The organism is Delftia sp. WSY_7 (genome assembly GCF_043104845.1).
Taxonomy (GTDB): domain Bacteria; phylum Pseudomonadota; class Gammaproteobacteria; order Burkholderiales; family Burkholderiaceae_C; genus Comamonas; species Comamonas tsuruhatensis.
Genome location: NZ_JBICLB010000035.1, coordinates 245,213 through 267,126 on the forward strand (window position 1 = coordinate 245,213; position 21,914 = coordinate 267,126).

Annotated in this window: 20 protein-coding genes; 15 read left to right on the forward strand and 5 right to left on the reverse strand. The window is 67.3% G+C overall.

Annotation, left to right across the window (positions count from 1 at the left end):
- Window positions 1-176 precede the first annotated feature (176 nt).
- The 5 genes from ahpC to ACF8ME_RS20910 all read left to right on the forward strand — a co-directional run bounded on the left by ahpC (window position 177) and on the right by ACF8ME_RS20910 (window position 6,543).
- A complete protein-coding gene (gene ahpC / locus ACF8ME_RS20890) occupies window positions 177-740 on the forward strand; it encodes an alkyl hydroperoxide reductase subunit C (protein WP_016447610.1) in 564 nt (187 codons plus the stop codon).
- Window positions 741-844: 104 nt separating this feature from the next.
- A complete protein-coding gene (gene ahpF / locus ACF8ME_RS20895; RefSeq protein ID WP_016447609.1) occupies window positions 845-2,401 on the forward strand; it encodes an alkyl hydroperoxide reductase subunit F in 1,557 nt (518 codons plus the stop codon).
- A 311-nt stretch (window positions 2,402-2,712) separates the two neighbouring features.
- On the forward strand, window positions 2,713-5,001 hold the full coding sequence (locus tag ACF8ME_RS20900) for a TonB-dependent hemoglobin/transferrin/lactoferrin family receptor (RefSeq protein ID WP_392418057.1): 2,289 nt from the start codon (window positions 2,713-2,715) through the stop codon (window positions 4,999-5,001).
- Window positions 5,002-5,071: 70 nt separating this feature from the next.
- Window positions 5,072-5,425: a hypothetical protein gene (locus ACF8ME_RS20905; RefSeq protein WP_016447606.1), complete on the forward strand. Its 354-nt coding sequence runs from the start codon at window positions 5,072-5,074 to the stop codon at window positions 5,423-5,425.
- Window positions 5,422-6,543 (forward strand): hemin-degrading factor, encoded by a 1,122-nt coding sequence (locus ACF8ME_RS20910; protein WP_017404638.1) that lies wholly within the window; start codon window positions 5,422-5,424, stop codon window positions 6,541-6,543. Before ACF8ME_RS20905 ends, ACF8ME_RS20910 begins: the two co-directional genes overlap by 4 nt.
- Window positions 6,544-6,579: 36 nt before the next feature.
- On the opposite strand, the gene ACF8ME_RS20915 is transcribed toward ACF8ME_RS20910, so the two are convergent.
- Window positions 6,580-6,861: a DUF2798 domain-containing protein gene (locus ACF8ME_RS20915; RefSeq protein ID WP_016447604.1), complete on the reverse strand. Its 282-nt coding sequence runs from the start codon at window positions 6,859-6,861 to the stop codon at window positions 6,580-6,582.
- Window positions 6,862-7,005: 144 nt separating this feature from the next.
- Here ACF8ME_RS20915 and ACF8ME_RS20920 point away from each other — a divergent pair, with 144 nt between their 5' ends.
- Window positions 7,006-7,950, forward strand: coding sequence for a LysR family transcriptional regulator (locus ACF8ME_RS20920; RefSeq protein WP_046986611.1), 945 nt, complete (start codon window positions 7,006-7,008; stop codon window positions 7,948-7,950).
- An 8-nt stretch (window positions 7,951-7,958) separates the two neighbouring features.
- Here ACF8ME_RS20920 and ACF8ME_RS20925 read toward each other — a convergent pair whose 3' ends face one another.
- On the reverse strand, window positions 7,959-8,780 hold the full coding sequence (locus ACF8ME_RS20925) for a pyruvate, water dikinase regulatory protein (protein ID WP_016447602.1): 822 nt from the start codon (window positions 8,778-8,780) through the stop codon (window positions 7,959-7,961).
- 208 nt (window positions 8,781-8,988) lie between these two features.
- On the opposite strand from ACF8ME_RS20925, the gene ppsA reads away from it, so the two are divergent.
- The 4 genes from ppsA to ACF8ME_RS20945 all read left to right on the forward strand — a co-directional run bounded on the left by ppsA (window position 8,989) and on the right by ACF8ME_RS20945 (window position 14,546).
- The gene (gene ppsA / locus ACF8ME_RS20930; protein ID WP_034396373.1) at window positions 8,989-11,379 is read left to right on the forward strand and encodes a phosphoenolpyruvate synthase; all 2,391 of its coding nucleotides are present in this window, start codon (window positions 8,989-8,991) and stop codon (window positions 11,377-11,379) included.
- Between the two features lie 17 nt (window positions 11,380-11,396).
- Entirely contained in the window at window positions 11,397-11,744 is a 348-nt protein-coding gene (locus ACF8ME_RS20935) for a DUF4212 domain-containing protein (RefSeq protein WP_392418059.1), read from the forward strand.
- Window positions 11,737-13,827 (forward strand): VC_2705 family sodium/solute symporter, encoded by a 2,091-nt coding sequence (locus tag ACF8ME_RS20940; RefSeq protein ID WP_016447599.1) that lies wholly within the window; start codon window positions 11,737-11,739, stop codon window positions 13,825-13,827. The genes ACF8ME_RS20935 and ACF8ME_RS20940 overlap by 8 nt, the downstream gene beginning before the upstream one ends.
- Window positions 13,828-14,030: 203 nt before the next feature.
- On the forward strand, window positions 14,031-14,546 hold the full coding sequence (locus ACF8ME_RS20945; RefSeq protein WP_016451268.1) for a hypothetical protein: 516 nt from the start codon (window positions 14,031-14,033) through the stop codon (window positions 14,544-14,546).
- 132 nt (window positions 14,547-14,678) lie between these two features.
- On the opposite strand, the gene ACF8ME_RS20950 is transcribed toward ACF8ME_RS20945, so the two are convergent.
- From ACF8ME_RS20950 to ACF8ME_RS20960, 3 genes are all read right to left on the reverse strand, one after another.
- Complete coding sequence (locus ACF8ME_RS20950) at window positions 14,679-15,032, reverse strand: FKBP-type peptidyl-prolyl cis-trans isomerase (protein WP_012206859.1); 354 nt, start codon at window positions 15,030-15,032, stop codon at window positions 14,679-14,681.
- A gap of 79 nt (window positions 15,033-15,111) precedes the next feature.
- Window positions 15,112-15,417, reverse strand: coding sequence for a helix-turn-helix domain-containing protein (locus ACF8ME_RS20955; RefSeq protein WP_012206858.1), 306 nt, complete (start codon window positions 15,415-15,417; stop codon window positions 15,112-15,114).
- Between the two features lie 220 nt (window positions 15,418-15,637).
- Window positions 15,638-16,714 carry a tripartite tricarboxylate transporter substrate binding protein gene (locus tag ACF8ME_RS20960; RefSeq protein ID WP_016447597.1) on the reverse strand — a complete coding sequence of 359 codons (1,077 nt, stop codon included), beginning with the start codon at window positions 16,712-16,714 and terminating at the stop codon, window positions 15,638-15,640.
- Window positions 16,715-17,086: 372 nt separating this feature from the next.
- Here ACF8ME_RS20960 and ACF8ME_RS20965 point away from each other — a divergent pair, with 372 nt between their 5' ends.
- The 5 genes from ACF8ME_RS20965 to ACF8ME_RS20985 all read left to right on the forward strand — a co-directional run bounded on the left by ACF8ME_RS20965 (window position 17,087) and on the right by ACF8ME_RS20985 (window position 21,827).
- A complete protein-coding gene (locus tag ACF8ME_RS20965) occupies window positions 17,087-17,725 on the forward strand; it encodes a PepSY-associated TM helix domain-containing protein (protein ID WP_026062185.1) in 639 nt (212 codons plus the stop codon).
- 20 nt (window positions 17,726-17,745) lie between these two features.
- The gene (locus tag ACF8ME_RS20970; RefSeq protein ID WP_016447595.1) at window positions 17,746-18,273 is read left to right on the forward strand and encodes a DUF2271 domain-containing protein; all 528 of its coding nucleotides are present in this window, start codon (window positions 17,746-17,748) and stop codon (window positions 18,271-18,273) included.
- Between the two features lie 186 nt (window positions 18,274-18,459).
- The gene (locus ACF8ME_RS20975; RefSeq protein WP_160851797.1) at window positions 18,460-19,278 is read left to right on the forward strand and encodes a DUF4198 domain-containing protein; all 819 of its coding nucleotides are present in this window, start codon (window positions 18,460-18,462) and stop codon (window positions 19,276-19,278) included.
- A gap of 41 nt (window positions 19,279-19,319) precedes the next feature.
- Window positions 19,320-20,396, forward strand: a complete 1,077-nt coding sequence (locus ACF8ME_RS20980; protein WP_392418061.1) for an FAD:protein FMN transferase — start codon at window positions 19,320-19,322, stop codon at window positions 20,394-20,396.
- Between the two features lie 45 nt (window positions 20,397-20,441).
- Window positions 20,442-21,827 (forward strand): sulfite reductase subunit alpha, encoded by a 1,386-nt coding sequence (locus ACF8ME_RS20985; protein WP_392418063.1) that lies wholly within the window; start codon window positions 20,442-20,444, stop codon window positions 21,825-21,827.
- Window positions 21,828-21,914 lie beyond the last annotated feature (87 nt).

Below are 21,914 nucleotides of genomic sequence, written 5' to 3' on the forward strand. Positions count from 1 at the left end.
GGCCCAAAATAGCCTCTTCAGGCCGGTGGCGGGCTGGTCAAGCCCGCAGGCCTGGAGACAAGGATGTTCACATAGTTTTTGGCAATCGGATGAATTCAATCAATTCATTGGATCAATCGATGGCCTGGGCCTAGACTTCGTCCTGTGTTCACTCACCAACCACAAAGGAAACAGCAATGTCCGTGATCAACACCCAAATCAAGCCCTTCAAGACGCAGGCCTTCAAGAATGGCAAGTTCATCGAAGTGACCGAAAAGGACGTCCTGGGCAAGTGGGCCGTGTTCTTCTTCTACCCCGCTGACTTCACCTTCGTGTGCCCCACCGAACTGGGCGACGTGGCCGACCATTACGACGAACTGCAAAAGCTGGGCGTGGAAGTCTTCTCCGTGTCCACCGACACCCACTTCGTGCACAAGGCATGGCACGACGCGTCGGACACCATCCGCAAGATCAAGTACACGATGCTGGGCGATCCCACCTGGGAAATCAGCAACAACTTCGAAGTCCTGCGTCCCGGCCAGGGCCTGGCTGACCGCGGCACCTTCATCGTCGACCCCGATGGCGTGATCCAGGCCGTGGAAATCACCGCCGAAGGCATCGGCCGCAACGCCGTCGACCTGCTGCGCAAGGTCAAGGCTGCCCAGTATGTCCGCAACCACCCCGGTGAAGTCTGCCCCGCCAAGTGGGAAGAAGGCGACAAGACCCTGGCTCCCTCGCTCGACCTGGTCGGCAAGATCTAAGCGGTACACCGCTTCCTGTTCACAGTTGAACTGTTGAAGACGCCCGGGTGCCTGGCGCCCGGGCTTTTTTTTCCCAGAATTTCGTATTTCCAGAGGAGTCCGACATGCTTGACAACAACCTGAAAGCCCAATTGCAGGCCTACCTGGAGCGCCTGCAGCGTCCGGTGGAGCTGGTGGCTTCGCTGGATGACAGCCAGGGTGCGCGCGAGCTGAAGGAGCTGCTGCTGGAAATCCGCGAGCTGAGCGACAAGATCACCGTTGTCGAGCACAACGATGCCCAGGTGCGCAAGCCCTCCTTCCTGATCACCAATCCCGGCGTGGACAGCGGCGTGCGTTTCGCAGGCGTCCCCCTGGGCCATGAATTCACCTCGCTGGTGCTGGCCCTGCTGCAGGTCGGCGGCCATCCGTCCAAGGAATCGGCCGAGTTGCTGGAGCAGGTGCGCAACATCGACGTGCCGCTGCACTTCGAGACCTACTACTCGCTGTCCTGCCACAACTGCCCGGACGTGGTGCAGGCGCTGAACCTGATGTCCGTGCTCAATCCCAAGATCAGCCACACCGCCATCGACGGCGGGCTGTTCCAGAAGGAAGTTGAGCAGCGCGAAGTCATGGGCGTGCCCACGGTCTTCGTCAATGGCGAGCGCTTCGGCCAGGGCCGCATGGAGCTGGCCGAGATCGTCGCCAAGGTCGACACCGGCGCCGCTTCGCGTGAAGCGGCCAGGATTTCCGCCAAGGACGCCTTCGACGTGCTGATCGTCGGTGGCGGCCCCGCCGGCGCGGCCGCTGCCATCTATGCGGCACGCAAGGGCATCCGCACCGGCATTGCCGCCGAGCGCTTCGGCGGCCAGGTGCTGGACACCGTGGACATCGAGAACTTCATCTCGGTCTCCAAGACCGAAGGCCCTCAGCTGGCCGCCGCCATGGAGCGCCATGTGCGCGACTACGAGGTGGACATCATGAACCTGCAGACGGCCTCCAAACTGATTCCGGCTGCCACGGAAGGCGGGCTGATCGAGGTGCAGACCGCCTCGGGCGCCAGCCTCAAGGCCAAGACCGTCATCCTCTCGACCGGCGCGCGCTGGCGCAACATGAACGTGCCCGGCGAGGACAAGTACCGCACCAAGGGCGTGACCTACTGCCCGCACTGCGACGGACCGCTGTTCAAGGGCAAGAATGTGGCCGTCATCGGCGGCGGCAACTCGGGCGTGGAAGCGGCCATCGACCTGGCCGGCATCGTGCGCAGCGTGACGCTGCTGGAGTTCGCCAGCGAGCTCAAGGCCGATGCCGTGCTGCAAAAGAAGCTCAAGAGCCTGCCCAATGTGACCGTCATCCTCAACGCCCAGACCACCGAGGTCAACGGCGACGGCAAGAAGGTCACCGGCCTGACCTACAAGGACCGCACGACGGAAGAGGTCAAGACCGTGGCGCTGGAAGGCATCTTCGTGCAGATCGGCCTGCTGCCCAACACCGACTGGCTCAAGGGCACGGTGGAGCTGACCCGCTTCGGCGAGATCGTGATCGATGCCAAGGGCCACACCAGCGTGCCCGGCGTGTTCGCCGCAGGCGACTGCACCAACGTGCCGTACAAGCAGATCATCATCGCTGCCGGTGCCGGCTCCACGGCGGCGCTGTCGGCCTTCGACCACCTGATCCGCCACTGAGCTGAACAGGCGTGAGAAAGGGCCCGGATGCCTCGGCATCCGGGCCTTTTTTCATTCCGGCGCTGTCAGGCGCGTGCCTTGCCGGCGCAGGTGGCACACAGATGGCTGTCCAGCAGCCCGGTGTGCCAGCAGGGATTGCTCCAGGGCCTGTGCGCCAGATCAAATCAATGAATGAGAACTATTCGCATATAATTTTTCTTCATCCAGCCAGCACATGACGCGCCAACGGCTGGCGGGCCAACCGCCAGCCGCTGCAACCAGAAGCCAGCTCTCGCACATCCATGTTGATCAGAGAGAGAGAGGCCTTCGCAATGGCTTACGACTTCGCAATGCAATCATGCGCCCGGCGGGCGCGCCATCCCCTGGCCGCCGCCTGCGCGCTGCTGTGCGCCTCCGCTGCCCTGGCCCAGGAGCCGGGGCAGGCCGCCGCAGACGCGGCAAATGCCGCAAACGCCGGAGATGCCGACACGCAATTGCTGGCGCAGGCCGCACCCGGGGCACGGACCCGTGCCCCGGCCCTCAAGGAGATGGTGATCAGCGCCTCGCGCGAGGTGCAGGACCCTGACACCCTGCCCATGAGCATCGACGTGATCGACGCCGGCCGCATGGAGCGCGAGCAGGCCAGCGACATCCGCGAGATGGTCAACCTGCTGCCCAATGTCGATGTGCCGCGCGCCCCGGCGCGCTTCTCGCTGGCGACCTCGTCGGCCGGGCGTGACCAGAACAGCGGCTTCAACATCCGTGGCCTGGATGGCAACCGCGTGCTCATGCTGGTCGATGGCGTGCGCCTGCCGCGCAGCTACAGCTTCAGCGCCAACAGCTTCGGCCGCGACTACCTGGACCTGGGCCTGGTGCAGCGCGTGGAAATCCTGCGCGGCTCCACGCCCGCGCTGTATGGATCGGACGGCATGGGCGGCCTGGTCAACTTCGTGACCGTGCAGCCGGATGATCTGCTGGGCAGGGACAAGCGCATCGCCGGCCGCGTGGCTGCCGGCTATGACGGCTCGGACAACGGCCGCAAGCTGGGCGCCACCGTGGCGGGCCGAGCCAGCCCCGAATGGGCCTGGCTGCTGTCGGCGGGCCTGGGCCGCTCCCGTGCGCTGGAGAACATGGGCACGAACAACGTGACGGGCGCGGCGCGCACCACGCCCAATCCCGAGAAAGACCGCAGCGAATCGCTGATGGGCCGCCTGGTCTTCACGCCCAGCGCCGTGCAAAAGCATGTCTTCACCTTCGAGAACGTGGACAAGCGCGCCGACTATGCCCTGCTGTCCGCGCGCTCGGCCACCGTGGCCAATTCCGACTCGCGCACCGACATGAAGCGCTGGCGGGCCAGCTGGCAGGGCCAGTGGCAGCAGCTGGGCACGGCGCTGGCCGACGAACTGCAGCTGATGGCCAGCTACCAGAAGTCCGACGCGCGCGAATTCGTCACCGAGACGCGCATCGGTCTGCCGTACCGCGAGCGCGACGTGACCTATGACGAGGACGCGATCCAGCTGCACGCCCAGGCCAGCCGCCTGCTGCGCTGGAGTTCCTCGGCCAGCGGCAAGTTCACGTACGGGCTGGACTACCTCCGCAACAAGGTGGTCAACGTGCAAAACGGCATCACGCCGCCCGTGGGCGAGAGCTTCCCGCTCAAGCGCTTCCCCGACACCACCGAAAGCGCCACCGCCCTGTTCGCCCAGGCCGAACTGCACAACGGCCCCTGGAGCGTGACCCCGGGCCTGCGCGCCGAGCACTACAGCATCAAGCCCCGGCAGAACGGCTTTGTGCCCACCGTGGTCAGCAACTCGGACTCCGCGCTCTCGCCCAAGCTGGGCGTGATGCTGCAGGCCAGCCCGGTCTGGTCCGTCTATGGCAACTATGCGGCAGGTTTCCGGGCGCCCAACGCCGGGCAGATCAACGCCTTCTTCGAGAACCCGGTGGCGTTCTACCGCAACATTCCGAATCCCGACCTGCGGCCCGAAAAGAGCCAGACCTTCGAGCTGGGCCTGCGCGGGCGCATGGACAGGCTGCGCCTGGACGCCGCCGTGTTCACGGGACGCTACAAGGACTTCATCGTCGACCAGCAACTGGTTGCGGGCCAGCCCGGCAACGCGGCCAACCCCGCCATCTACCAGTCCATCAACGTGGGCCGCGCCCGCATCAGCGGCTTCGAACTCAAGGCCGACTACGACTGGGGCCGCTGGGCCGGCGGCGACTGGCAGACGCGCCTGGCCTACGGCTACACCGACGGCAAGGACACGCAGTCCGACAAGCCGCTGGACACCATCTCGCCCCAGCAACTGGTGCTGGGCGTGCGCTATGAGCGCTCTGTCGTGGGCGTGCAGTTCAACGTCTCGCACTGGAGCGGCAAGAAGGCCGGCGACGTGTCCAACGGCAGCACGGCCTGGCTCAGCCCCTCGGCCACGGTGCTGGACCTGAGCGCGCAATGGCGCATCCGTCCCGACCTGCGCCTGAACGCCGGCATCTACAACCTGACCGACAGGAAGTACTGGCGCTGGTCCGATGTGCGCGGCCTGCTGGCCACCACGGCGATTGCCGACGCCTACAGCCAGCCGGGGCGCCATGCGCGCGTCTCGCTGATCAAGGATTTCTGAAGCCCGGCGCCTGAAGGCCAGGCGCCGCGACCCGTGTCCCAACGATGTTTTGCAACGCAAGGAGAGCCCCATGCACCGTACCGAGAGTGAAAGCCTTGCCCGTGACGAGGAATACCTGCTGGCCGAAGGCGAGGCCCAGCTGGCCGCCACGCTGGCGCTGATGACCGGCTTCGGCCACGGTTGCTGCGAGGCCCACCGGCCCGCCATTGCCGGCAAGGTGGCCGATCAACTGCAGGGCCTGTCCGGCGACAGCAGCTTTTCGCCGGACATGCGGGCCTTGCTGCAACGCCTGCAGCGGCGCTGGCAGGCGGTCTCCGAGGCCAGCGCCGCGCAGCGCGCACCCCGGGCCGAGGCGGCGGCCGAGACCCGCCATCCCTCCGTTGCCCACGCGCTCTGGCATGCCCCTTTGGAGACCCTGCAATGATCACCACCGCCGCCGCAGCCTGCGATGACCTGCTGATTCCCGTCAATGCGCCCGACGTGCGCCAGCGCTTTGCCCAGGCACGCCAGAGCGGCCTGCGTGCCAAGGAGGCCGCCGAATCCATGGGCCTGCCCGAAGGCGCCGCCATCGGCGCCCACGCGGGCCTGCATGACGGCGGCCTGCAGGTCGTGCCGCTGCGCGCGCAGTGGCTGCAGGTGCTGCGCGCGCTGCAGGACTGCGGCACCGTGATGGCGCTCACGCGCAATGAATCCACGGTGCATGAGAAGACGGGCGTGTACCAGAAGCTCTCGGCCAGCGGTGGCGTGGGATTGGCGCTGGGCCGCGAGATCGACCTGCGCCTGTTCTTTGCCCAATGGCATGCCGGCTATGCCGTGACCGAGCAGCCCGCCCAGGCTGGAAGGCCGGCCACGCACAGCCTGCAGTTCTTCAATGCCCACGGCCGCGCCGTGCACAAGGTCCATGCGCGCGAGTCCACCGACATGGCAGCGTGGGATGCGCTGGTACGGCGCTTTGCCGAGCCCAGCGCGGGCTATCTGTTTCGCCATGCCCGGCCCAGAGCGCTGCCGCAGTCCGACAAGGTCATCGACGTGCACGGCCTGAGCGCCGCCTGGGATGCCCTTCAGGACACGCATGAATTCTTCGACCTGCTGCGCCGGTTCGGCGTGGAGCGCCAGCAAGCCTTCCGCCTGGTCCCCGGCCATTGCGCGAGGCTGGCACCCGAGTCCGTGGCCCAGTTGCTGGGCGATGCGGCGGTGGACGGGCTGCCCATCATGGTCTTCGTGGACAGCGGCGGCTGCATCCAGATCCATACCGGCCCCGTGCACAACATCCAGCCCATGGGCACGCCCGGCGGCGCGCAATGGATCAATGTGCTGGACCCGGGCTTCAACCTGCATCTGCGCTGCGACATGATCGCCAGCGTCTGGGCCGTGCAAAAGCCCACGGCCGATGGCGTGGTCACCTCGGTCGAGGCCTTCGACGCGCAGGGCGATCTGATGGCCATGTTCTTTGGCGAGCGCAAACCGGGCCTGGCCGAACTGCCGGGATGGCGCGAGCTGGTGGCGGGCTTGCCGCGCTTGGCAGTGCAGACACTGGCCTGAGCGGCCCGGGCCCTGGAAAGAGCCGGCCGGGCCGCCTCAGAGATGCACGGTGGCGGCCACCAGCCTGCCCACCAGCGGACGCACCACCATCACGCAGACAAAGGCCACGGGCATGGCCAGCACATAGGTCTGCATCACGCGCCGCAGGTAGTCGGCGCCCAGGCCACTGTTGGCGCCGACGATGGCGCAGCACATCAGAAACGCCATGATGGCCGACATGTAGAAGGCAAAGACGATGGGCGCGAAGCGGCGGTGCAGCTTGCGGCTGCGCGGCGCCGCAGGGGTTGCGGGAGCTATGGAGGCAGAGGTATCGGGCATGAAGGCGTATCCGGTCAGGCCGCTTGTCGATTCGGCGCGGCAAGTGCGCAACTGTAGGCAAGGCCCGGGCCGCCGTGTAGAGGGCTGCAGCTTGGTGCACTCGTAAGCTATATTGATGAATTGATTTTTCATCCATAGGTTTTTGTGCCTAATCTGCGCTCCATCGAGACCTTCGTCAAAGCCCTGGAAGGCGGCTCCATCGCCTCGGCCGCGCGCCAGCTGGGTATTTCTCCTGCAGCGGCCAGCCAGAACATCGCCCGGCTGGAGCGCGAACTGGGCACGCGCCTGATCACGCGCACCACGCGCTCCATGGCGTTGACCGAAGCCGGCGAGCGCTATCTGGCGCGCGTGGGCCCTGTGCTGCAGGAGCTGGAAAAAGCGCAGTCCGACCTGTCGCAGCTGCATGGCGAACTGCAGGGCCGGCTGCGCATCGCCTGCATGGCCGCCTTTGGCCGCCATGTGCTGGCGCCGCTGCTGCCGGCCTTTGCCGCGCGGCATCCCCGGCTGGAGCTGGAGTTGCTGGTGGTGGACCGGCAGGTGGATGTGCTCAAGGAAGACGTGGACATCAGCGTGCGCTACCGCGATGTGCTGGAGCCCGGCATGGCCGTGCGCCAGCTGGCGGCCGTGCCGCGCGTGCTGTGCGCCTCGCCGGCCTACCTGCAGGCCCACGGCAGGCCGCAGACCGCGCAGGACCTGCTCGACCATGCCTGCCTGCTGTACCGGCGCGAGGCCGATGGCCGCTTCATGCGCTGGCCGTTTTCGCGCGACGGCAAGCGCGTGGACCCGCAGCTGCGCGTGACCGCCATCGCCAGCGATGTCGATGCACTCACCGAAATGGCCGTGGCCGGTGGCGGCATCGTCTGGATCGGCAGCTTCATCGCCCACCGGTACATGCGCGAAGGGCTGCTGCAGCCGCTGGCCCTGGGCCCGGCGCGCAAGGGGCAGCTGCATTTCGAGGACACCACGCTGGATTTCTTCGCCTGCTTTCGCGACCGCCAGTACGTGCCGACCAAGGTGCGTGCCCTGGTGGACTACCTGGTCGAGACGCTGCCGCAGCAGCCCATGCTGCGCTGGAACGCCTCGGCCTGAGACCGGGTTCAGTGCCCCAGGTGCTGGGGCAGGACTTCCTGCAGGATCGTGGTGGCGATTTCCTCGATGGACTTGGTGGTGCTGGACAGCCACTGGATGCCGCTGCGGCGCATCATGGACTCGGCCTCGGCCACCTCGTAGCGGCAGTTGGCAAGGCTGGCGTACTTGGAGTCGGGCCGGCGCTCGTTGCGGATGCTGGACAGGCGCTGGGGGTCGATGGTCAGGCCGAACAGCTTCTTGCGGTAGGGCACCAGGGCGGGCGGCAGCTGCTTGCGCTCGAAATCCTCGGGAATCAGCGGGTAGTTGGCCACCTTGAGACCGAACTGCATGGCCAGGTACAGGCTGGTGGGCGTCTTGCCGCTGCGCGAGACGCCCACCAGGATCACGTCGGCGCCCGTCAGGTCCTGGTGGGTCTGGCCGTCGTCATGGGCCAGCGTGTAGTTGATGGCCTCCATGCGCTCCAGGTATTCCTTGCTTTCGCTGATGTCGGCGAAGCGGCCCACGCGGTGCAGCGACTTCTGGCCCAGCTCCAGCTCCAGCGGCCGCACGAAGGTGCCGAACATGTCGAATACCTTGCCCTTGCATTGGCTCTCGATCAGGTCGAGCATGTCCTGGTTGACCAGGGTGGTGAAGACGATGGGCTTGTGGCTTTCCGACTCGGCCACATGGTTGATCTGCCGCACGGCCTGGTGGACCTTGTCCATGGTGTCCACGAAGGGGATGCGGACCAGGCGCGACTTGGTGTCGAACTGGGCCATGATGGCCGTGCCAAAGGTCTCGGCTGTAATGCCAGTGCCATCGGAGATGACGAAGATGGTGTGGGTGTGCATGGTGGTCGGGCTCTGGACAGGGGGCTGCCGTCGGTTCACGGCAAACGCCTACAATGGCGCCCATTATTCCCAATTTCCCATCCATGCTCGCTGCCGGCCTCCAACCAGAACAGCAAAGCCTCGCGCACGCCTGCGTGGGTGGATCGACCGTGCCCGGCTTTGGCAGCCGGGGCGGCGCACTACGGTTTTCAACTTCTGGAGCTTTCCCATGTCTCAACTGTTCGAGGCCACCGCCCTCGTCGTTCCGTTTGAACAACTGAGGATGACCGATGTCGAGTCCGTAGGCGGCAAGAACGCCTCGCTCGGCGAAATGATCTCGCAGCTGCCGCAGGGCGTGCGCGTGCCCACGGGCTTTGCCACCACGGCCCATGCCTTCCGCCAGTTCCTGGCCCACGACGGCCTGGCCGACAAGATCAGTGCCAAGCTGGCCGCCCTGGACGTGGAAGATGTCCGCGCCCTGGCCCAGGTCGGTGCCGAGATCCGTGCCCTGGTCGAGAACCAGCCCTTCCCGGCCGATCTGGAGCAGGCCATCCGCGAGGAATTCGTGCGCCTGCAGGGCGGCAACGAGGCGGCCTCGTTCGCCGTGCGTTCCTCGGCCACGGCCGAAGACCTGCCCGACGCCTCGTTCGCCGGCCAGCAGGAAACCTTCCTGAACGTGGTGGGCATCGAGTCGGTGCTGCACAAGATGAAGGAAGTGTTCGCCTCGCTGTACAACGACCGCGCCATCTCCTACCGCGTGCACAAGGGCTTTGCCCACGACGTGGTGGCCCTGTCGGCCGGCGTGCAGCGCATGGTGCGCTCCGACCTGGGCGCGGCCGGCGTGATGTTCACCATCGACACCGAATCGGGCTTCGAGGACGTGGTCTTCATCACCTCCAGCTACGGCCTGGGCGAGACCGTGGTGCAGGGCGCCGTCAATCCTGACGAGTTCTATGTGCACAAGCCCATGCTCAAGGCCGGCAAGAAGGCCCTGATCCGCCGCAACCTGGGCTCCAAGCTGATCCAGATGGTCTTTGCCTCGCCCGAGGAAAAGGCCGCCAGCGGCAAGCTTGTCAAGACCACCGACGTGGCCCATGAGCTGCGCAACCGCTACTCGCTGTCCGACGAGGACGTGCAGCAGCTGGCCCACTATGCCCTGGTCATCGAGCAGCACTATGGCCGCCCCATGGACATCGAGTGGGGCAAGGACGGCACGGACGGCCAGCTCTACATCCTGCAGGCCCGCCCCGAGACCGTGAAGAGCCAGGCCAAGGGCCAGGCCGAGCAGCGCTACGCCCTCAAGGGCACGGGCAATGTGCTGGCCGAAGGCCGCGCCATTGGCCAGAAGATCGGCACGGGCCCGGTGCGCCTGGTCAATGACATCGCCAACATGGACCAGGTCCAGCCCGGCGACGTGCTGGTGACCGACATGACCGATCCCAACTGGGAGCCGGTGATGAAGCGCGCCTCGGCCATCGTCACCAACCGTGGCGGCCGTACCTGCCACGCGGCCATCATTGCGCGCGAACTGGGCATTCCGGCCGTGGTCGGCTGCGGCAACGCCACCGACCTGCTCAAGGACGGCACCCTGGTCACCGTCAGCTGCGCCGAAGGCGATACCGGCAAGATCTACGACGGCCTGATCGAGACCGAGATCACCGAAGTGCAGCGTGGCGAGATGCCCGCCATCAAGACCAAGATCATGATGAACGTGGGCAACCCCCAGCTGGCCTTCGACTTCGCCCAGCTGCCCAACGAGGGCGTGGGCCTGGCCCGCCTGGAGTTCATCATCAACAACAACATCGGCGTGCACCCCAAGGCCATCCTGGACTACCCCGCCGTCGATGCCGACCTCAAGAAGGCCGTCGAGTCCGTGGCCCGCGGCCATGCCTCGCCCCGTGCCTTCTATGTGGACAAGGTTGCCGAAGGCGTGGCCACGATTGCCGCCGCCTTCTGGCCCAAGCCCGTCATCGTGCGCATGTCGGACTTCAAGTCCAACGAGTACCGCAAGCTCATCGGCGGCAGCCGCTACGAGCCCGAGGAAGAGAACCCCATGCTGGGCTTCCGTGGCGCCGCGCGCTACATCTCCGAGGACTTCGGCGAGGCCTTCCGCATGGAGTGCGAGGCACTGCGCCGCGTGCGCGAGGACATGGGCCTGACCAACGTGCAGATCATGATTCCCTTCGTGCGCACGCTCAAGCAGGCCGAGCGCGTCACCCAGCTGCTGGCGGCCAACGGCCTCAAGCGCGGCGACAACGAACTCAAGCTCATCATGATGTGCGAGGTGCCCTCCAACGCCATCCTGGCGGACGAGTTCCTCGAGTTCTTCGACGGCTTCTCCATCGGCTCCAACGACCTGACCCAGCTCACGCTGGGCCTGGACCGCGACTCCGGCCTGGAGCTGCTGGCCGCCGACTTCGACGAGCGCGACCCGGCCGTGCGCAAGATGCTGTCGCGCGCCATCAAGGCCTGCCTGGACCAGGGCAAGTACGTGGGCATCTGCGGCCAGGGCCCTTCGGACCACCCGGACTTCGCCCAATGGCTGGCTGACGAAGGCATTGCCTCCATCTCGCTGAATCCCGACAGCGTGGTCGCCACCTGGCAGCGCCTGGCGCAGTAAGGGCTGGCAGCGTCGCCATGCATACGCCGAAAGCGCACTTGCATGACGACGCGGTCGGGGGACCGTCCGAAGGCGAGACCTTCGCCCCCGACCTGCACGACATCCACCATCTGTGGCTCAAGGCCGTGCTGCTCGCGGTCTGGGTCGCGGTCTCCTTCGGTGCCTGCTACTACGCACGCGACCTGCAGGCGCTGGTCCCCGACTGGCCGCTGGCCTACTGGTTCGCGGCCCAGGGGGCAGTCCTGATGTTCCTGGCCATCGTCATCGTCTATTGTCTGTCCATGGACCATTTCGAGCGCCGCGAGGCCCGGGCCGCTGCCCCGTCTGAACCCGCCGCCCCGCCGTCGCCTCCCGGCCATGGCTGAGCGCTCGCTGCTGACGGCCGCCTCCCGCTGGCGGCTGCACCGCATCGTGGCCCTGTACACGCTGGGCGTGCTCGGCTTTCTGGCCCTCATGTTCTGGGCCGAGCAGCAAGGCCTGTCGCGCCACTGGATAGGCCCCATCTTCCTGTTCTTCACCGTCATGGTCTACGCGGCCATCGGCGTGTACCTGCGCACCAGCGATCCCGAGGAGTACTACGTCGCGGGCCGGCGCATCCCGCCCTTCTACAACGGCATGGCGGCAGCGGCGGACTGGGTCAGCGCGGCGTCCTTCATCAGCCTGTCGGGGGCGCTGTACCTGCAGGGCTTTGCCGGCGTGCCGGGGCAGGCCGGCGGACTGGCCTACCTGCTGGGCTGGACGGGCGGCTTTTGCCTGGTCGCCATGCTGATCGCGCCGCACCTGCGGGCGATGAAGCTCTACACCATTCCCGACTTCTTCCAGCAGCGCTACGGCGGGCGCTGGCCGCGCGTGATCGCGGCGCTGGCTGCCGTGACCTGCTCGTTCACCTACGTGGTGGCCCAGATCTACGGCGTGGGGCTCATTGCCTCGCGGCTGACGGGCGTGCAGTTCGAGATCGGCATCATGCTGGGCCTGGGCGGCGTGCTGCTGTGCTCCTTCCTGGGCGGCATGCGTGCCATCACCTGGACCCAGGTCGCGCAGTACGTGGTCATCCTGCTGGCCTTTCTGATCCCCGTGTCCTGGCTGGCCTACCGGCAGATGGGCAATCCCGTGGCGCCGCTGGCCTATACGGCCCAGCTCGGCCAGATCGCGGAGATGGAGCAGCGCCTGCTGGACTCGCCGGCCGAACAGGAAGTGGTCGCCGCCTACCGCCTGCGCGCCGAGGTGCTGGAGGACAAGCTCAAGGACGTGCCGCGCGTGCTGGCCGCCGAGCGCCAGCAGCTGTCCGAGCGCATACGCGATCTGCGCACGCGCAGCGGCGACATTGGCGCCATCATGGCGGCCAGCCGCGAACTGGCCGCCATGCCGCGCGACGAAGCGACTGCGCGCGCCCTGTGGACACGCCAGCTGCAGGAGATGCGCGAGCGCGAGAAGCCGCTGGGCGGCATTCCGCTGCACAGCCTGCCCTTTGCCGGCAACCCCGATGGATCGGCCGAGGAGCGTCAGGTCTACGAGGACAGCCGGCGCAACTTCCTGGCACTGATGTTCTGTCTCATGGCCGGCACGGCAGGCCTGCCGCATTTGCTCACGCGCTACTACACGGCGCCCTCGGTGTCGGGGGCGCGGGCCTCGGTGGGCTGGACGCTGTTCTTCATCGGCGTGCTGTACATGAGCGCGCCGGCCCTGGCCGTGCTGGTCAAGTTCGAGGTCATGAACAACCTGGTGGGCATACGCTTCGACGAATTGCCCACCTGGATGGCGCAGTGGGCCCGGGTCGATGCCTCGTTGCTGGCCGTGGAAGACGTCAATGGCGACGGTGTCCTGCAGTTCGGCGAGATCCGCATGGGCGCCGACCTCATCATGCTGGCCACGCCCGAGCTGGGTGGCATGCCCTACGTGGTCTCGGGCCTGGTCGCGGCGGGCGGCCTGGCCGCCGCGCTGTCCACGGCCGATGGCCTGCTGCTGACCATCAGCAATGCGCTGGTGCGCGACTTGTACTTTCGCGCGCGGCGGCGCCGCGCCTCGCCCGAGCAGCGCGTGATCCTGTCCAAGTTCGCGCTGCTGGTGGTGGCGCTGTCGGCCGCCTTCGTGGCCTCGCGCCGTTCCTCGGACATCCTTCCCATGGTCACGGCCTCGTTCTCGCTGGCGGCATCGGCCTTTGTTCCGGCCATGGTGCTGGGCATCTTCTGGCGCGGCACCACGCGTCGCGGGGCGGTGGCCGGCATGCTGGCCGGCCTGGGCATCACCGTCTACTACATGGTCTCGCACGTGCCCGCGCTGCAGCCTGTGTTGCCCGAGGCGCTGCATGCCCGCCTGTGGTGGGGCATACAGCCGATTTCCTCGGGTGTCTTCGGCGTGCCGGCGGGCCTGCTGGTGACCTGGCTGGTCAGCTGCCTGGACCCGCGCCGGCGCGCTGCGGCGCGCTCCGTGCCAGGGCGCGTGGCCTGACGCGGCATGGGCTCCATGGGCCGACGAAATTGCCAACGAAATTGCCAACGAAATTGCCAATTTTTGTCTTGATGGCAGATCTGGATCAGTCCCGGCCCAACTGAAGCCCGCGCGTGCTGGAAAACCCGCTTTTGGGAGCCGGAGGCTCATGACACGCTGCGAGCCGTGTCCGATCCGATCCCCTGCAGAAAATTGCGTCCGCCATGCATCTTGTGAAAACGTCCGCCGGCCAACAGGCATTCAAGGAACGCCATGCCGATCTCTCTCCCCGGCTGCGCTCGGCCTTTTTGCTGTTTGACGGCCAACGCAGCGTGGCGCAGGTGCTGCAGGCCGTTGCCGGCATGGGCGTGACCCAGGACGAAATCCTGGCGCTGGTGGAGCGCGAATGGCTGGCGCCCCGCGATGCAGCCGAACCCCGGCTGGGCGTGGTGGCCGTTGCGGCGCCTGCCGTCACTGCTGCCGCCGCATCGCCGGCCCAGCCTGCCGGCGATGCGTCTGCGCCATCCGAGCCTTCGCTGGCCGTGCGCTACCGCAACGCCTATCCGCTGGCGGTGGCCATCACGGCCAATATGGGGCTCAAGGGATTCCGGCTCAACCTGGCCGTCGAGGCGGCCATGGGCTACGACCAGCTCGTGGCGCTGGCCCCGCGCCTGCGCGAGGCTGCCAGTCCCGCCAGCTATGTGCCGCTGCACGAGGCGCTGTTCGGCAAAGCCCCCTGAGCGAGAAGCCGCCCCCACGCTGTCCTTGCCGCGCAAGGTCCGATGCTCCTGGGGGCTCTTGGGACGGTCCGCAAATGAAAAAAGGCAAGGCGCCTTCGCGCCTTGCCCTTGCGTGGGCCAGCGGGTGCAGGCTCAGACGGCCAGCAGCTCCACGTCGAACTTCAGCGTGGCGTTGGGCGGGATCACGCCGCCAGCGCCGCGTGCGCCGTAGCCCAGTTCGGCCGGGATGATCAGGGTGCGCTGGCCGCCCACCTTCATGCCTTGCACGCCTTCGTCCCAGCCCTTGATCACCATGCCGCCGCCCAGGGGGAAGACGAAGGGATCGTTGCGGTCCTTGCTGGAGTCGAACTTCGCGCCTTGCACGCCGTTGTTGTAGAGCCAGCCCGTGTAGTGCACGGTCACGCTGCGGCCGCGCTGGGCCTCGGCGCCGTCACCCACGACGGTGTCTTCATACTGCAGGCCGGATGCGGTGGTGGTGAAAGCCATGGTGGTATTCCTTGAGAGAGAAACGGTGGGGGAAAAAGACTGTCCGGCGGCAAGAGGGCGAAGGGCCTGGCCGCAAGAATCACTTCTTGGCGCGCGCGGCCACCCAGCGGTTGGCGAATGCCTGCACATCGGACAGGCGCTTGAGCAGGTCCTGGCCGGCCAGCGTCACGGTATAGCCGTCGGAGCCATGCTCCAGCAGCCCGCATTCGCGCAGTTCCTTGATGCGGGTGTTCAGCGTGTTGGGCGTGATGCCGCCCACGCTGTCTTGCAGCAGTCGAAAGGTCTGAGGATGGCCGTCACGCAAAGCCCACAGCACGCGCAACGCGTAGCGGCATTCGAGTTTCTCGAACAGCTGGTTGATGGCGGCGTTTTCCTTGGAGCTCATGACGCTTCTCCTTGCGCAATGGTGTGTGTGAGCCGGCGGGGGCATCCGGGTGGGACGCGCGCCGAGCCAAGTCCCGGGGAACTATAGCTCTGGATCCATTCTGCTACAAGTTTGGTAGCTCAAAACCCACAGCGGCAATGCGCTTCGCTAGAGGAATACGCGAATCTCCGAACCAGTGTTGCAGGCCCGCCACGCAACCTGCCCGCTGGACTTCGGTTTCTCAGCTCTTGAGTTTGAGCAGATAGGTCATGACGCTGGCCGTGGTGTGCTCCAGCTCCAGAAAGCCGCTGAAATCGCGGCCTGCCTGCCACGAAGGCTCCCAGCGGTTCTGCCGCAGGGCGCGCTGCCAGCTTTCGTGCTGGGTCGCCTGCTCCACGGCGCCCAGCAGGGCCTGGGCGCGTGCGGCGCTGACCTGCTTGCCCGTGAAGACGGCGCGCCAGTTGGCCATGTCGGCATCCAGTCCCTGTTCGCGGAACGAGGGCAGGCCGAACAGGCTGCGGCGCGAAGACACGCCAATGGCGCGCAGCCTGCCGCTGGCCAGGGCTTCGCTGAACTCGCTGTAGCCGGACACACCCATGCGCGCATCGCCCTTGAGCAAGGCCTCCACCACCTGGGCGCCGCCCGGAAAGGGCTTGTAGACCAGTTGCTCGGGCGCCGCCTTGGCGGCGCGCGTGAGCAGGCCGGCAAACATGTGGTCCACGCCGCCGGCCGAGCCGCCCGCAAACGACTGGTGGGCCAGATCGCTGCGCAGCGCGGCGACCAGGTCCTTGGCATTGCGGATGGGGGAGTCGGCAGGCACGGCCACTACCAGATAGTCGCTGGTCAGGCGGGCAATCGGCTGCACGTGCGACATGTTCACGGCCGGCTTTTGCAGCGCCACGGCACCGACCATGACCATGCCGCCGATCAGCAGCGCATCGGGGTCCTGGCCATGGCGTTCGACAAACTGTGCCAGGCCGATGGTGCCGCCCTTGCCGCCCAGGTTTTCATACTCCACGCGATCTGCCGCGCCGCAGGCCACCAGGGCCGCGCCCAGTGCGCGGCCGGTCTGGTCCCAGCCGCCCCCGGCATTGGCCGGAATGACGATGCGCAGGCTGGCGGCCACGCGCTGGCCCCCGGCGGCAGCGCGCGGCGCATGGGCCGCAGGCGTTGCAGTGGGCGGCGCGGCATGGGCCAGCGGGGAGCACAGCATGGCCAGGGCTGCGCCCTGTGCCAGCAGCTGGCGGCGGTTCTGGCGCGTGCCGTCACCGGAGGGGGCGGCGTTGGCAGTGGTTTGCGAAAAGCTCGGAAGGCGCATGCAGTCTCCAATCGGGTTCGCGCGCCATTGTGGGCGCAAATGAATCAGAAAAGCAGATTATGTAAGCATGTGCGTCAGCTAGTTGACATAACGCAGGCTGTCTGGCGGCATGGGTGCCAGATGCTTCAGGCGAGGGCCCACCGACGGTGCATCGCTGTCCCGGGATGCGTGGGGGCATGCGCGCTCCGGGGGCAAGGAGCGGAGATGGAGCGCCGTGACACAGATGTCGATTAAGCCGGTAAAGCTTGTGTAAATGCGATCAATTCTTATTCGTGGGCGGTAGAATCCCCCGGCCTTTTTCTTTCCTGTGCTCCCCGTGGCCGCCGCCGTGATGGTTGTGGCCGCGTGGTGCTGCCGCCTGCCTCTGTTGCGATGACATCCCCCAAACCGGACCCTCGGCGCCGTTCCTACTGGCTCAAGACACTGCACGAGTGGCATTGGGTCAGCTCTGCGCTGTGCCTGATCGGCATGCTGCTGTTCGCCGTCACGGGGTTCACGCTCAATCATGCGGGGCAGATCGAGTCCAAGCCGCGCATCGTGCGCGGCGAGGCGGCATTGCCGGACGCGCTGCGCGTGCAGCTGGTCCGGCAGCAGGCCAGCCAGTCGCGCGACCGTGCTCCCGTGCCTGCGCCATTTGCGGACTGGGTGCGCGGCCAGTGGGGGCTTGAAGCCGAGGGCCGCGAAGCCGAATGGACGGCCGACGAGCTGTATGTGTCCCTGCCTCGCCCCGGTGGCGATGCCTGGGTGCGCGTGGGACTGGCCGATGGCGAGGCCGAATACGAGCGCACCGACCGGGGTTGGATCGCCTATCTGAACGACCTGCACAAGGGCCGCAACACGGGCGCTGCCTGGAGCTGGTTCATCGATATCTTTGCCGCAGCCTGCCTGGTGTTCACCGTCACCGGGCTGTTCATCCTGAAGATGCACGCGGGCAACCGTCCCTTCACCTGGCCCATGGTCGGCATGGGGCTGGTGATTCCCATGCTGCTGGCCCTCCTGTTGATCCACTGAGAACCGAAAGAGCCTTGCCTATGAATCCGCACTTCTCTCTGCGCTACACCATGGCGCTTGGCGCCTGCCTGGGCGCGGCCCCGGCCTTTGCCGCCGGCCTGAACGTGGGCGTGGAGGTCCCGCGCCTGGATGTCGCCGAGTACCACCGCCCCTATGTGGCCGTGTGGATCGAGCGCGCCGACGCCTCGGTGGCCGCCACGCTGTCGGTCTGGTACGACGTGAAGATGCGCAATGCCGAAGGCACGAAGTGGCTCAAGGACATGCGCCAGTGGTGGCGCCGCACGGGCCGCGACCTGACGCTGCCCATCGATGGCGTGACCAGCCCCACGCGTCCCGTGGGCAAGCACCAGCTGAGCTTCACCGAAGGCGCCAACCCCTTCGCCAAGCTGCCGCCCGGCGAGTACAAGCTCGTGGTCGAGGCCGCGCGCGAAGTCGGCGGCCGCGAAGTGGTCACCGTGCCCTTCAAGTGGCCTGCCGCCAAGGCCGAGCAACTGAGCGCCAAGGGCAGCAGCGAGCTGGGCGAGATCAGCGTCGAGCTCAAGCCTTGAAATTGAAACCCCCTGAGGCCTTGCGCGTCTTCCCCCTCACGAGGCGGGTGACGCCATTGCTGCGGGGCGGCGCGGCCGGCCAGGCCCTTGCCCGGCATCCCTGAACTGGGCCCTGCATGTGGGCGGGCCACGCATCTTGCGGGGCACCCATGTGCCAGCCCCATCCACGAACCAAGGAGAATCTTCATGAAGTCCAAGACCCGCTTTGCCATCCGTCTGGCGGCCAGCCTCGCCATTGCCTGCGGCGCCTTCCAGTCCGCCCAGGCCCACAACCTGTGGCTGCTGCCCTCGACCACGGTGCTGTCCAAGGCCGAATGGATCACGGTGGATGCCGCCGTCTCCAACGACCTGTTCTTCTTCAACCACGTGCCGCTGGGCCTGGACAACCTCGTTGTCTCGGCACCGGACGGCTCGGCCGTCGCGCCGCAGAATGCCCATCGCGGCAAGCTGCGCAGCGTGTTCGACCTGGACCTGCAGCAAAGCGGGACCTACCGCCTGGCCATCGTCAACGACGGCCTGTTCGCCTCCTGGAAGGACAAGGCCACGGGCCAGAACCGCCGCTGGCGCGGCTCGCCCGAGAAGTTCGCCGCCGATGTGCCCGCCGACGCGCAGGACCTGAAGGTGACCCAGTCCGTGGGCCGCATCGAGACCTTCGTGACCGTGGGCAAGCCCAGCGCCGTCAAGCCTTCGGGCAAGGGGCTGGAGCTGGTGCCCGTGACCCATCCCAACGACCTGGTCAAGGGCGAGAAGGCCACCTTCGCCTTCCATGTGGACGGCAAGCCCGCCGCCAACCTGGAAGTCGTGCTGGTGCCCGGCGCCACGCGCTACCGCGACAACAAGGGCGAGATCAAGGCCACGACCGACGCCAAGGGCGAGTTCAGCGTGACCTGGCCCACCGCCGGCATGTACTGGGTGGATGCCGACGCCCAGGACAACAAGACCTCGCTGCCCCAGGCCAAGGAGCGCCGCCTGTCCTATGTGGGCACGTTCGAGGTGCTGCCCTGAGCCTTGCGTCCCCACCTGGGGCCCCGCCCGCGCCTGCGCCCGTGCGCGTGAGCTTCGCGCCGGCCCTTTTGCAGGGCAGCGCAGGCCGGGGCCTTGCCGCGCCTGTGCCCACGGGCGCGGCGTCCTTTGCCGTCTCCGGCTACGCGCCGCAGGCCGTGCGGCGGGCAGACCCCGCCGCGCTGCAAACACTCACCGGCGAGGCCATGGGCACGACCTGGAGCGTTCGCCTGCACAACCCGGGTTTCCGCCCGCTCGATGAGGCGCGCCAGGCCATAGAGGCTGCGCTGGCCCTGGTCGTGCGCCAGATGAGCAACTGGGAGGCTGATTCCGACATCTCGCGCTTCAACCGCGCAGAGGCGGGCAGCTGGCATGTGCTGCCTGCCGAATTCTTCACCGTGCTGACCTGTGCATTCGATTGGGCGCAGGCCAGTGGCGGCGCCTGGGACCCCACCGTGGGGCCGCTGGTCGAGCTGTGGGGCTTCGGCCCGCGTGCGGAAAAGGCGCAGGGCGCCGGCATCCCCGATGCCGATGCACTGCGGCGGGTGCGCGAGCGCGTGGGCTACCAGCGCATCGTGCTGGACCTGGAGGGCCGGCGCGCGCTGCAGCCCGGCGCCGTGCATGTGGACTTCAGCGGCATTGCCAAAGGCTATTCGGTGGACCTGGTCACCGAGCGCCTGCAGGCGCTGGGCCATACCGATTTCCTCGTCGAGGTGGGAGGCGAGCTGCGGGCCTGCGGTCAGCGCCCTGGCAACCAGCCCTGGCGCGTGGCCGTGGCCAGCATGGCGGACCAGTCCACGCCGCTGGCGCTGCCGTTGCGCGACATGGCCATCGCCACCTCGGGCGACCACTGGCATGCCTTCGAGCAGGGCGGGCGCCGCTACTCCCACACCATCGATCCGCGCAGCGGCGAGCCCGTGGCGCACGGCCTGACCAGCGTCACCGTTCTGCATGCCGAATGCATGCAGGCCGACGCCCTGGCCACCGTGCTCACCGTGCTGGGGCCGCGTGCGGGCCTGGACTTTGCCGAGCAGCACGGCGTGGCCGCACTGCTGTGCGAGCGCACGGCGCAGGGCCCTGCCATGGCGATGACCACGGCGCTTGCCGCGCTGGCGCCGTGAGCGCCCCTAACCTTTTCTGCGCCGTGTAGATTTTCCGGTCACGCCATGTCCCTGTCCGAATCCTGGCTGCGCATACTCGCAGCCGCTGTCCTGGTACTGCTGTATGTGGCCATGTGCGCCGCCATCTGGTGGCGCGAGCGCCGCCAGCGCGCGCGGGCGCAGCACGAAGCCGCGGCGCTGGCCTCGGCGCGCGAGGGCGCGCTCCCCCTGCTTGTGGCCTATGCCAGCCAGACGGGCCAGGCAGAGGAGCTGGCACGCGAGACTGCGCGGCTGCTGCATACGGCCGGTGAGAGCGTGCATCTGTGCGCCCTCGATGCTGTTGATGTGAAGCTGCTGGCGCAGACCCAAAGGGCGCTGTTCATCGCCAGCACCTATGGCGAGGGCGATCCGCCCGACAACGCAGCCCTGTTCCTGGCGCACTCCATGGCGCAGGCGCAGGACCTGTCCCAACTGCAATACGGCCTGCTGGCGCTGGGCGACCGGCAGTACGCGCAGTTCTGCGGCTTTGGCCGCGCGCTGGACGGCTGGCTGCGCGCCGCAGGCGCCAGCCCCTGGTTCGAGCGCATCGAAATGGACAACGGCGCGCCCCAGGCGCTGACTGCCTGGCAGCACCAGCTGACCCAGATCAGCAGCCTGGGCGACATGCCTGCGTGGGAGATGCCGGTATTCAGCGAATGGACGCTGGCCGCGCGCCGGCATATGAACCCGGGCAGCGCAGGCGAGCCGGTGTTCCACATCGAGCTGCAGCCCCCTGCAACGGAGGCCGCGCTGTGGGAGTCCGGCGACCTGGCGCAGGTCTGCATTCCTGCGGACCCGCAGCATCCGCGCGAGTACTCCATCGCCTCCATCGCCCAGGACGGCTGCGTGCACCTGCTGGTGCGCCAGGCGCGGCGCGAGGACGGCTCGCCGGGCCTGGCCTCGGGCTGGCTCACGCAGGGCGCGCCCCTGGGGGCAGCCATCACCCTGCGGCTGCGTGCGCACCGCAATTTCCGGCTGGAAGACAACCTGCAGCGCCCGCTGGTGCTGATCGGCAACGGCACGGGTCTGGCCGGCCTGCGCAGCCACCTGCGTGCGCGTGCCGCAGCAGGCCTGGGGCCCAACTGGCTGCTGTTCGGCGAGCGCAATACCGCGCATGACCGGCTCTATGGCGACGAGCTTCAGGCCTGGTGCGAGGGCGGCGTGCTGCAGCGCCTGGACCTGGCTTTCTCGCGCGATCGCAGCGAAGGCGCGCCGCGCGCCTATGTGCAGGACCTGCTGGCGCAGTCCGGCGATGTGCTGCGCCAATGGGTGGCGCAGGGCGCCGCCATCTATGTGTGCGGCAGCCTGCAGGGTATGGCCCAGGGCGTGGACCAGGCGTTGCACGCCGTGTTGGGTGAGGCGCAAATGGACCAGCTGGTGCGCAGCGGCTGCTACCGGCGTGACGTGTATTGAGGTGGTGAGAGCAGCTTGCGCCAGCGCAAGCATTTGTGCCGTCAGCGCTTTCTGCTCCTAGGAACGTAGCATCCGTGCGACAGATAA

What these genes read in the sequence shown, in the direction of transcription:
- ACF8ME_RS20970 (WP_016447595.1), top strand. Translation starts at nt 17,746, where the DNA reads ATGAATCCGCACTTCTCTCTGCGCTACACCATGGCGCTTGGCGCCTGC.
- ACF8ME_RS20925 (WP_016447602.1), bottom strand. Translation starts at nt 8,780, where the DNA reads ATGCACACCCACACCATCTTCGTCATCTCCGATGGCACTGGCATTACA.
- ACF8ME_RS20965 (WP_026062185.1), top strand. Translation starts at nt 17,087, where the DNA reads ATGACATCCCCCAAACCGGACCCTCGGCGCCGTTCCTACTGGCTCAAG.
- ACF8ME_RS20910 (WP_017404638.1), top strand. Translation starts at nt 5,422, where the DNA reads ATGATCACCACCGCCGCCGCAGCCTGCGATGACCTGCTGATTCCCGTC.
- ACF8ME_RS20935 (WP_392418059.1), top strand. Translation starts at nt 11,397, where the DNA reads ATGCATACGCCGAAAGCGCACTTGCATGACGACGCGGTCGGGGGACCG.
- ppsA (WP_034396373.1), top strand. Translation starts at nt 8,989, where the DNA reads ATGTCTCAACTGTTCGAGGCCACCGCCCTCGTCGTTCCGTTTGAACAA.
- ACF8ME_RS20960 (WP_016447597.1), bottom strand. Translation starts at nt 16,714, where the DNA reads ATGCGCCTTCCGAGCTTTTCGCAAACCACTGCCAACGCCGCCCCCTCC.
- ACF8ME_RS20900 (WP_392418057.1), top strand. Translation starts at nt 2,713, where the DNA reads ATGGCTTACGACTTCGCAATGCAATCATGCGCCCGGCGGGCGCGCCAT.
- ACF8ME_RS20985 (WP_392418063.1), top strand. Translation starts at nt 20,442, where the DNA reads ATGTCCCTGTCCGAATCCTGGCTGCGCATACTCGCAGCCGCTGTCCTG.
- ACF8ME_RS20940 (WP_016447599.1), top strand. Translation starts at nt 11,737, where the DNA reads ATGGCTGAGCGCTCGCTGCTGACGGCCGCCTCCCGCTGGCGGCTGCAC.
- ACF8ME_RS20915 (WP_016447604.1), bottom strand. Translation starts at nt 6,861, where the DNA reads ATGCCCGATACCTCTGCCTCCATAGCTCCCGCAACCCCTGCGGCGCCG.
- ahpC (WP_016447610.1), top strand. Translation starts at nt 177, where the DNA reads ATGTCCGTGATCAACACCCAAATCAAGCCCTTCAAGACGCAGGCCTTC.
- ACF8ME_RS20950 (WP_012206859.1), bottom strand. Translation starts at nt 15,032, where the DNA reads ATGGCTTTCACCACCACCGCATCCGGCCTGCAGTATGAAGACACCGTC.
- ACF8ME_RS20905 (WP_016447606.1), top strand. Translation starts at nt 5,072, where the DNA reads ATGCACCGTACCGAGAGTGAAAGCCTTGCCCGTGACGAGGAATACCTG.
- ahpF (WP_016447609.1), top strand. Translation starts at nt 845, where the DNA reads ATGCTTGACAACAACCTGAAAGCCCAATTGCAGGCCTACCTGGAGCGC.
- ACF8ME_RS20945 (WP_016451268.1), top strand. Translation starts at nt 14,031, where the DNA reads ATGCATCTTGTGAAAACGTCCGCCGGCCAACAGGCATTCAAGGAACGC.
- ACF8ME_RS20955 (WP_012206858.1), bottom strand. Translation starts at nt 15,417, where the DNA reads ATGAGCTCCAAGGAAAACGCCGCCATCAACCAGCTGTTCGAGAAACTC.
- ACF8ME_RS20975 (WP_160851797.1), top strand. Translation starts at nt 18,460, where the DNA reads ATGAAGTCCAAGACCCGCTTTGCCATCCGTCTGGCGGCCAGCCTCGCC.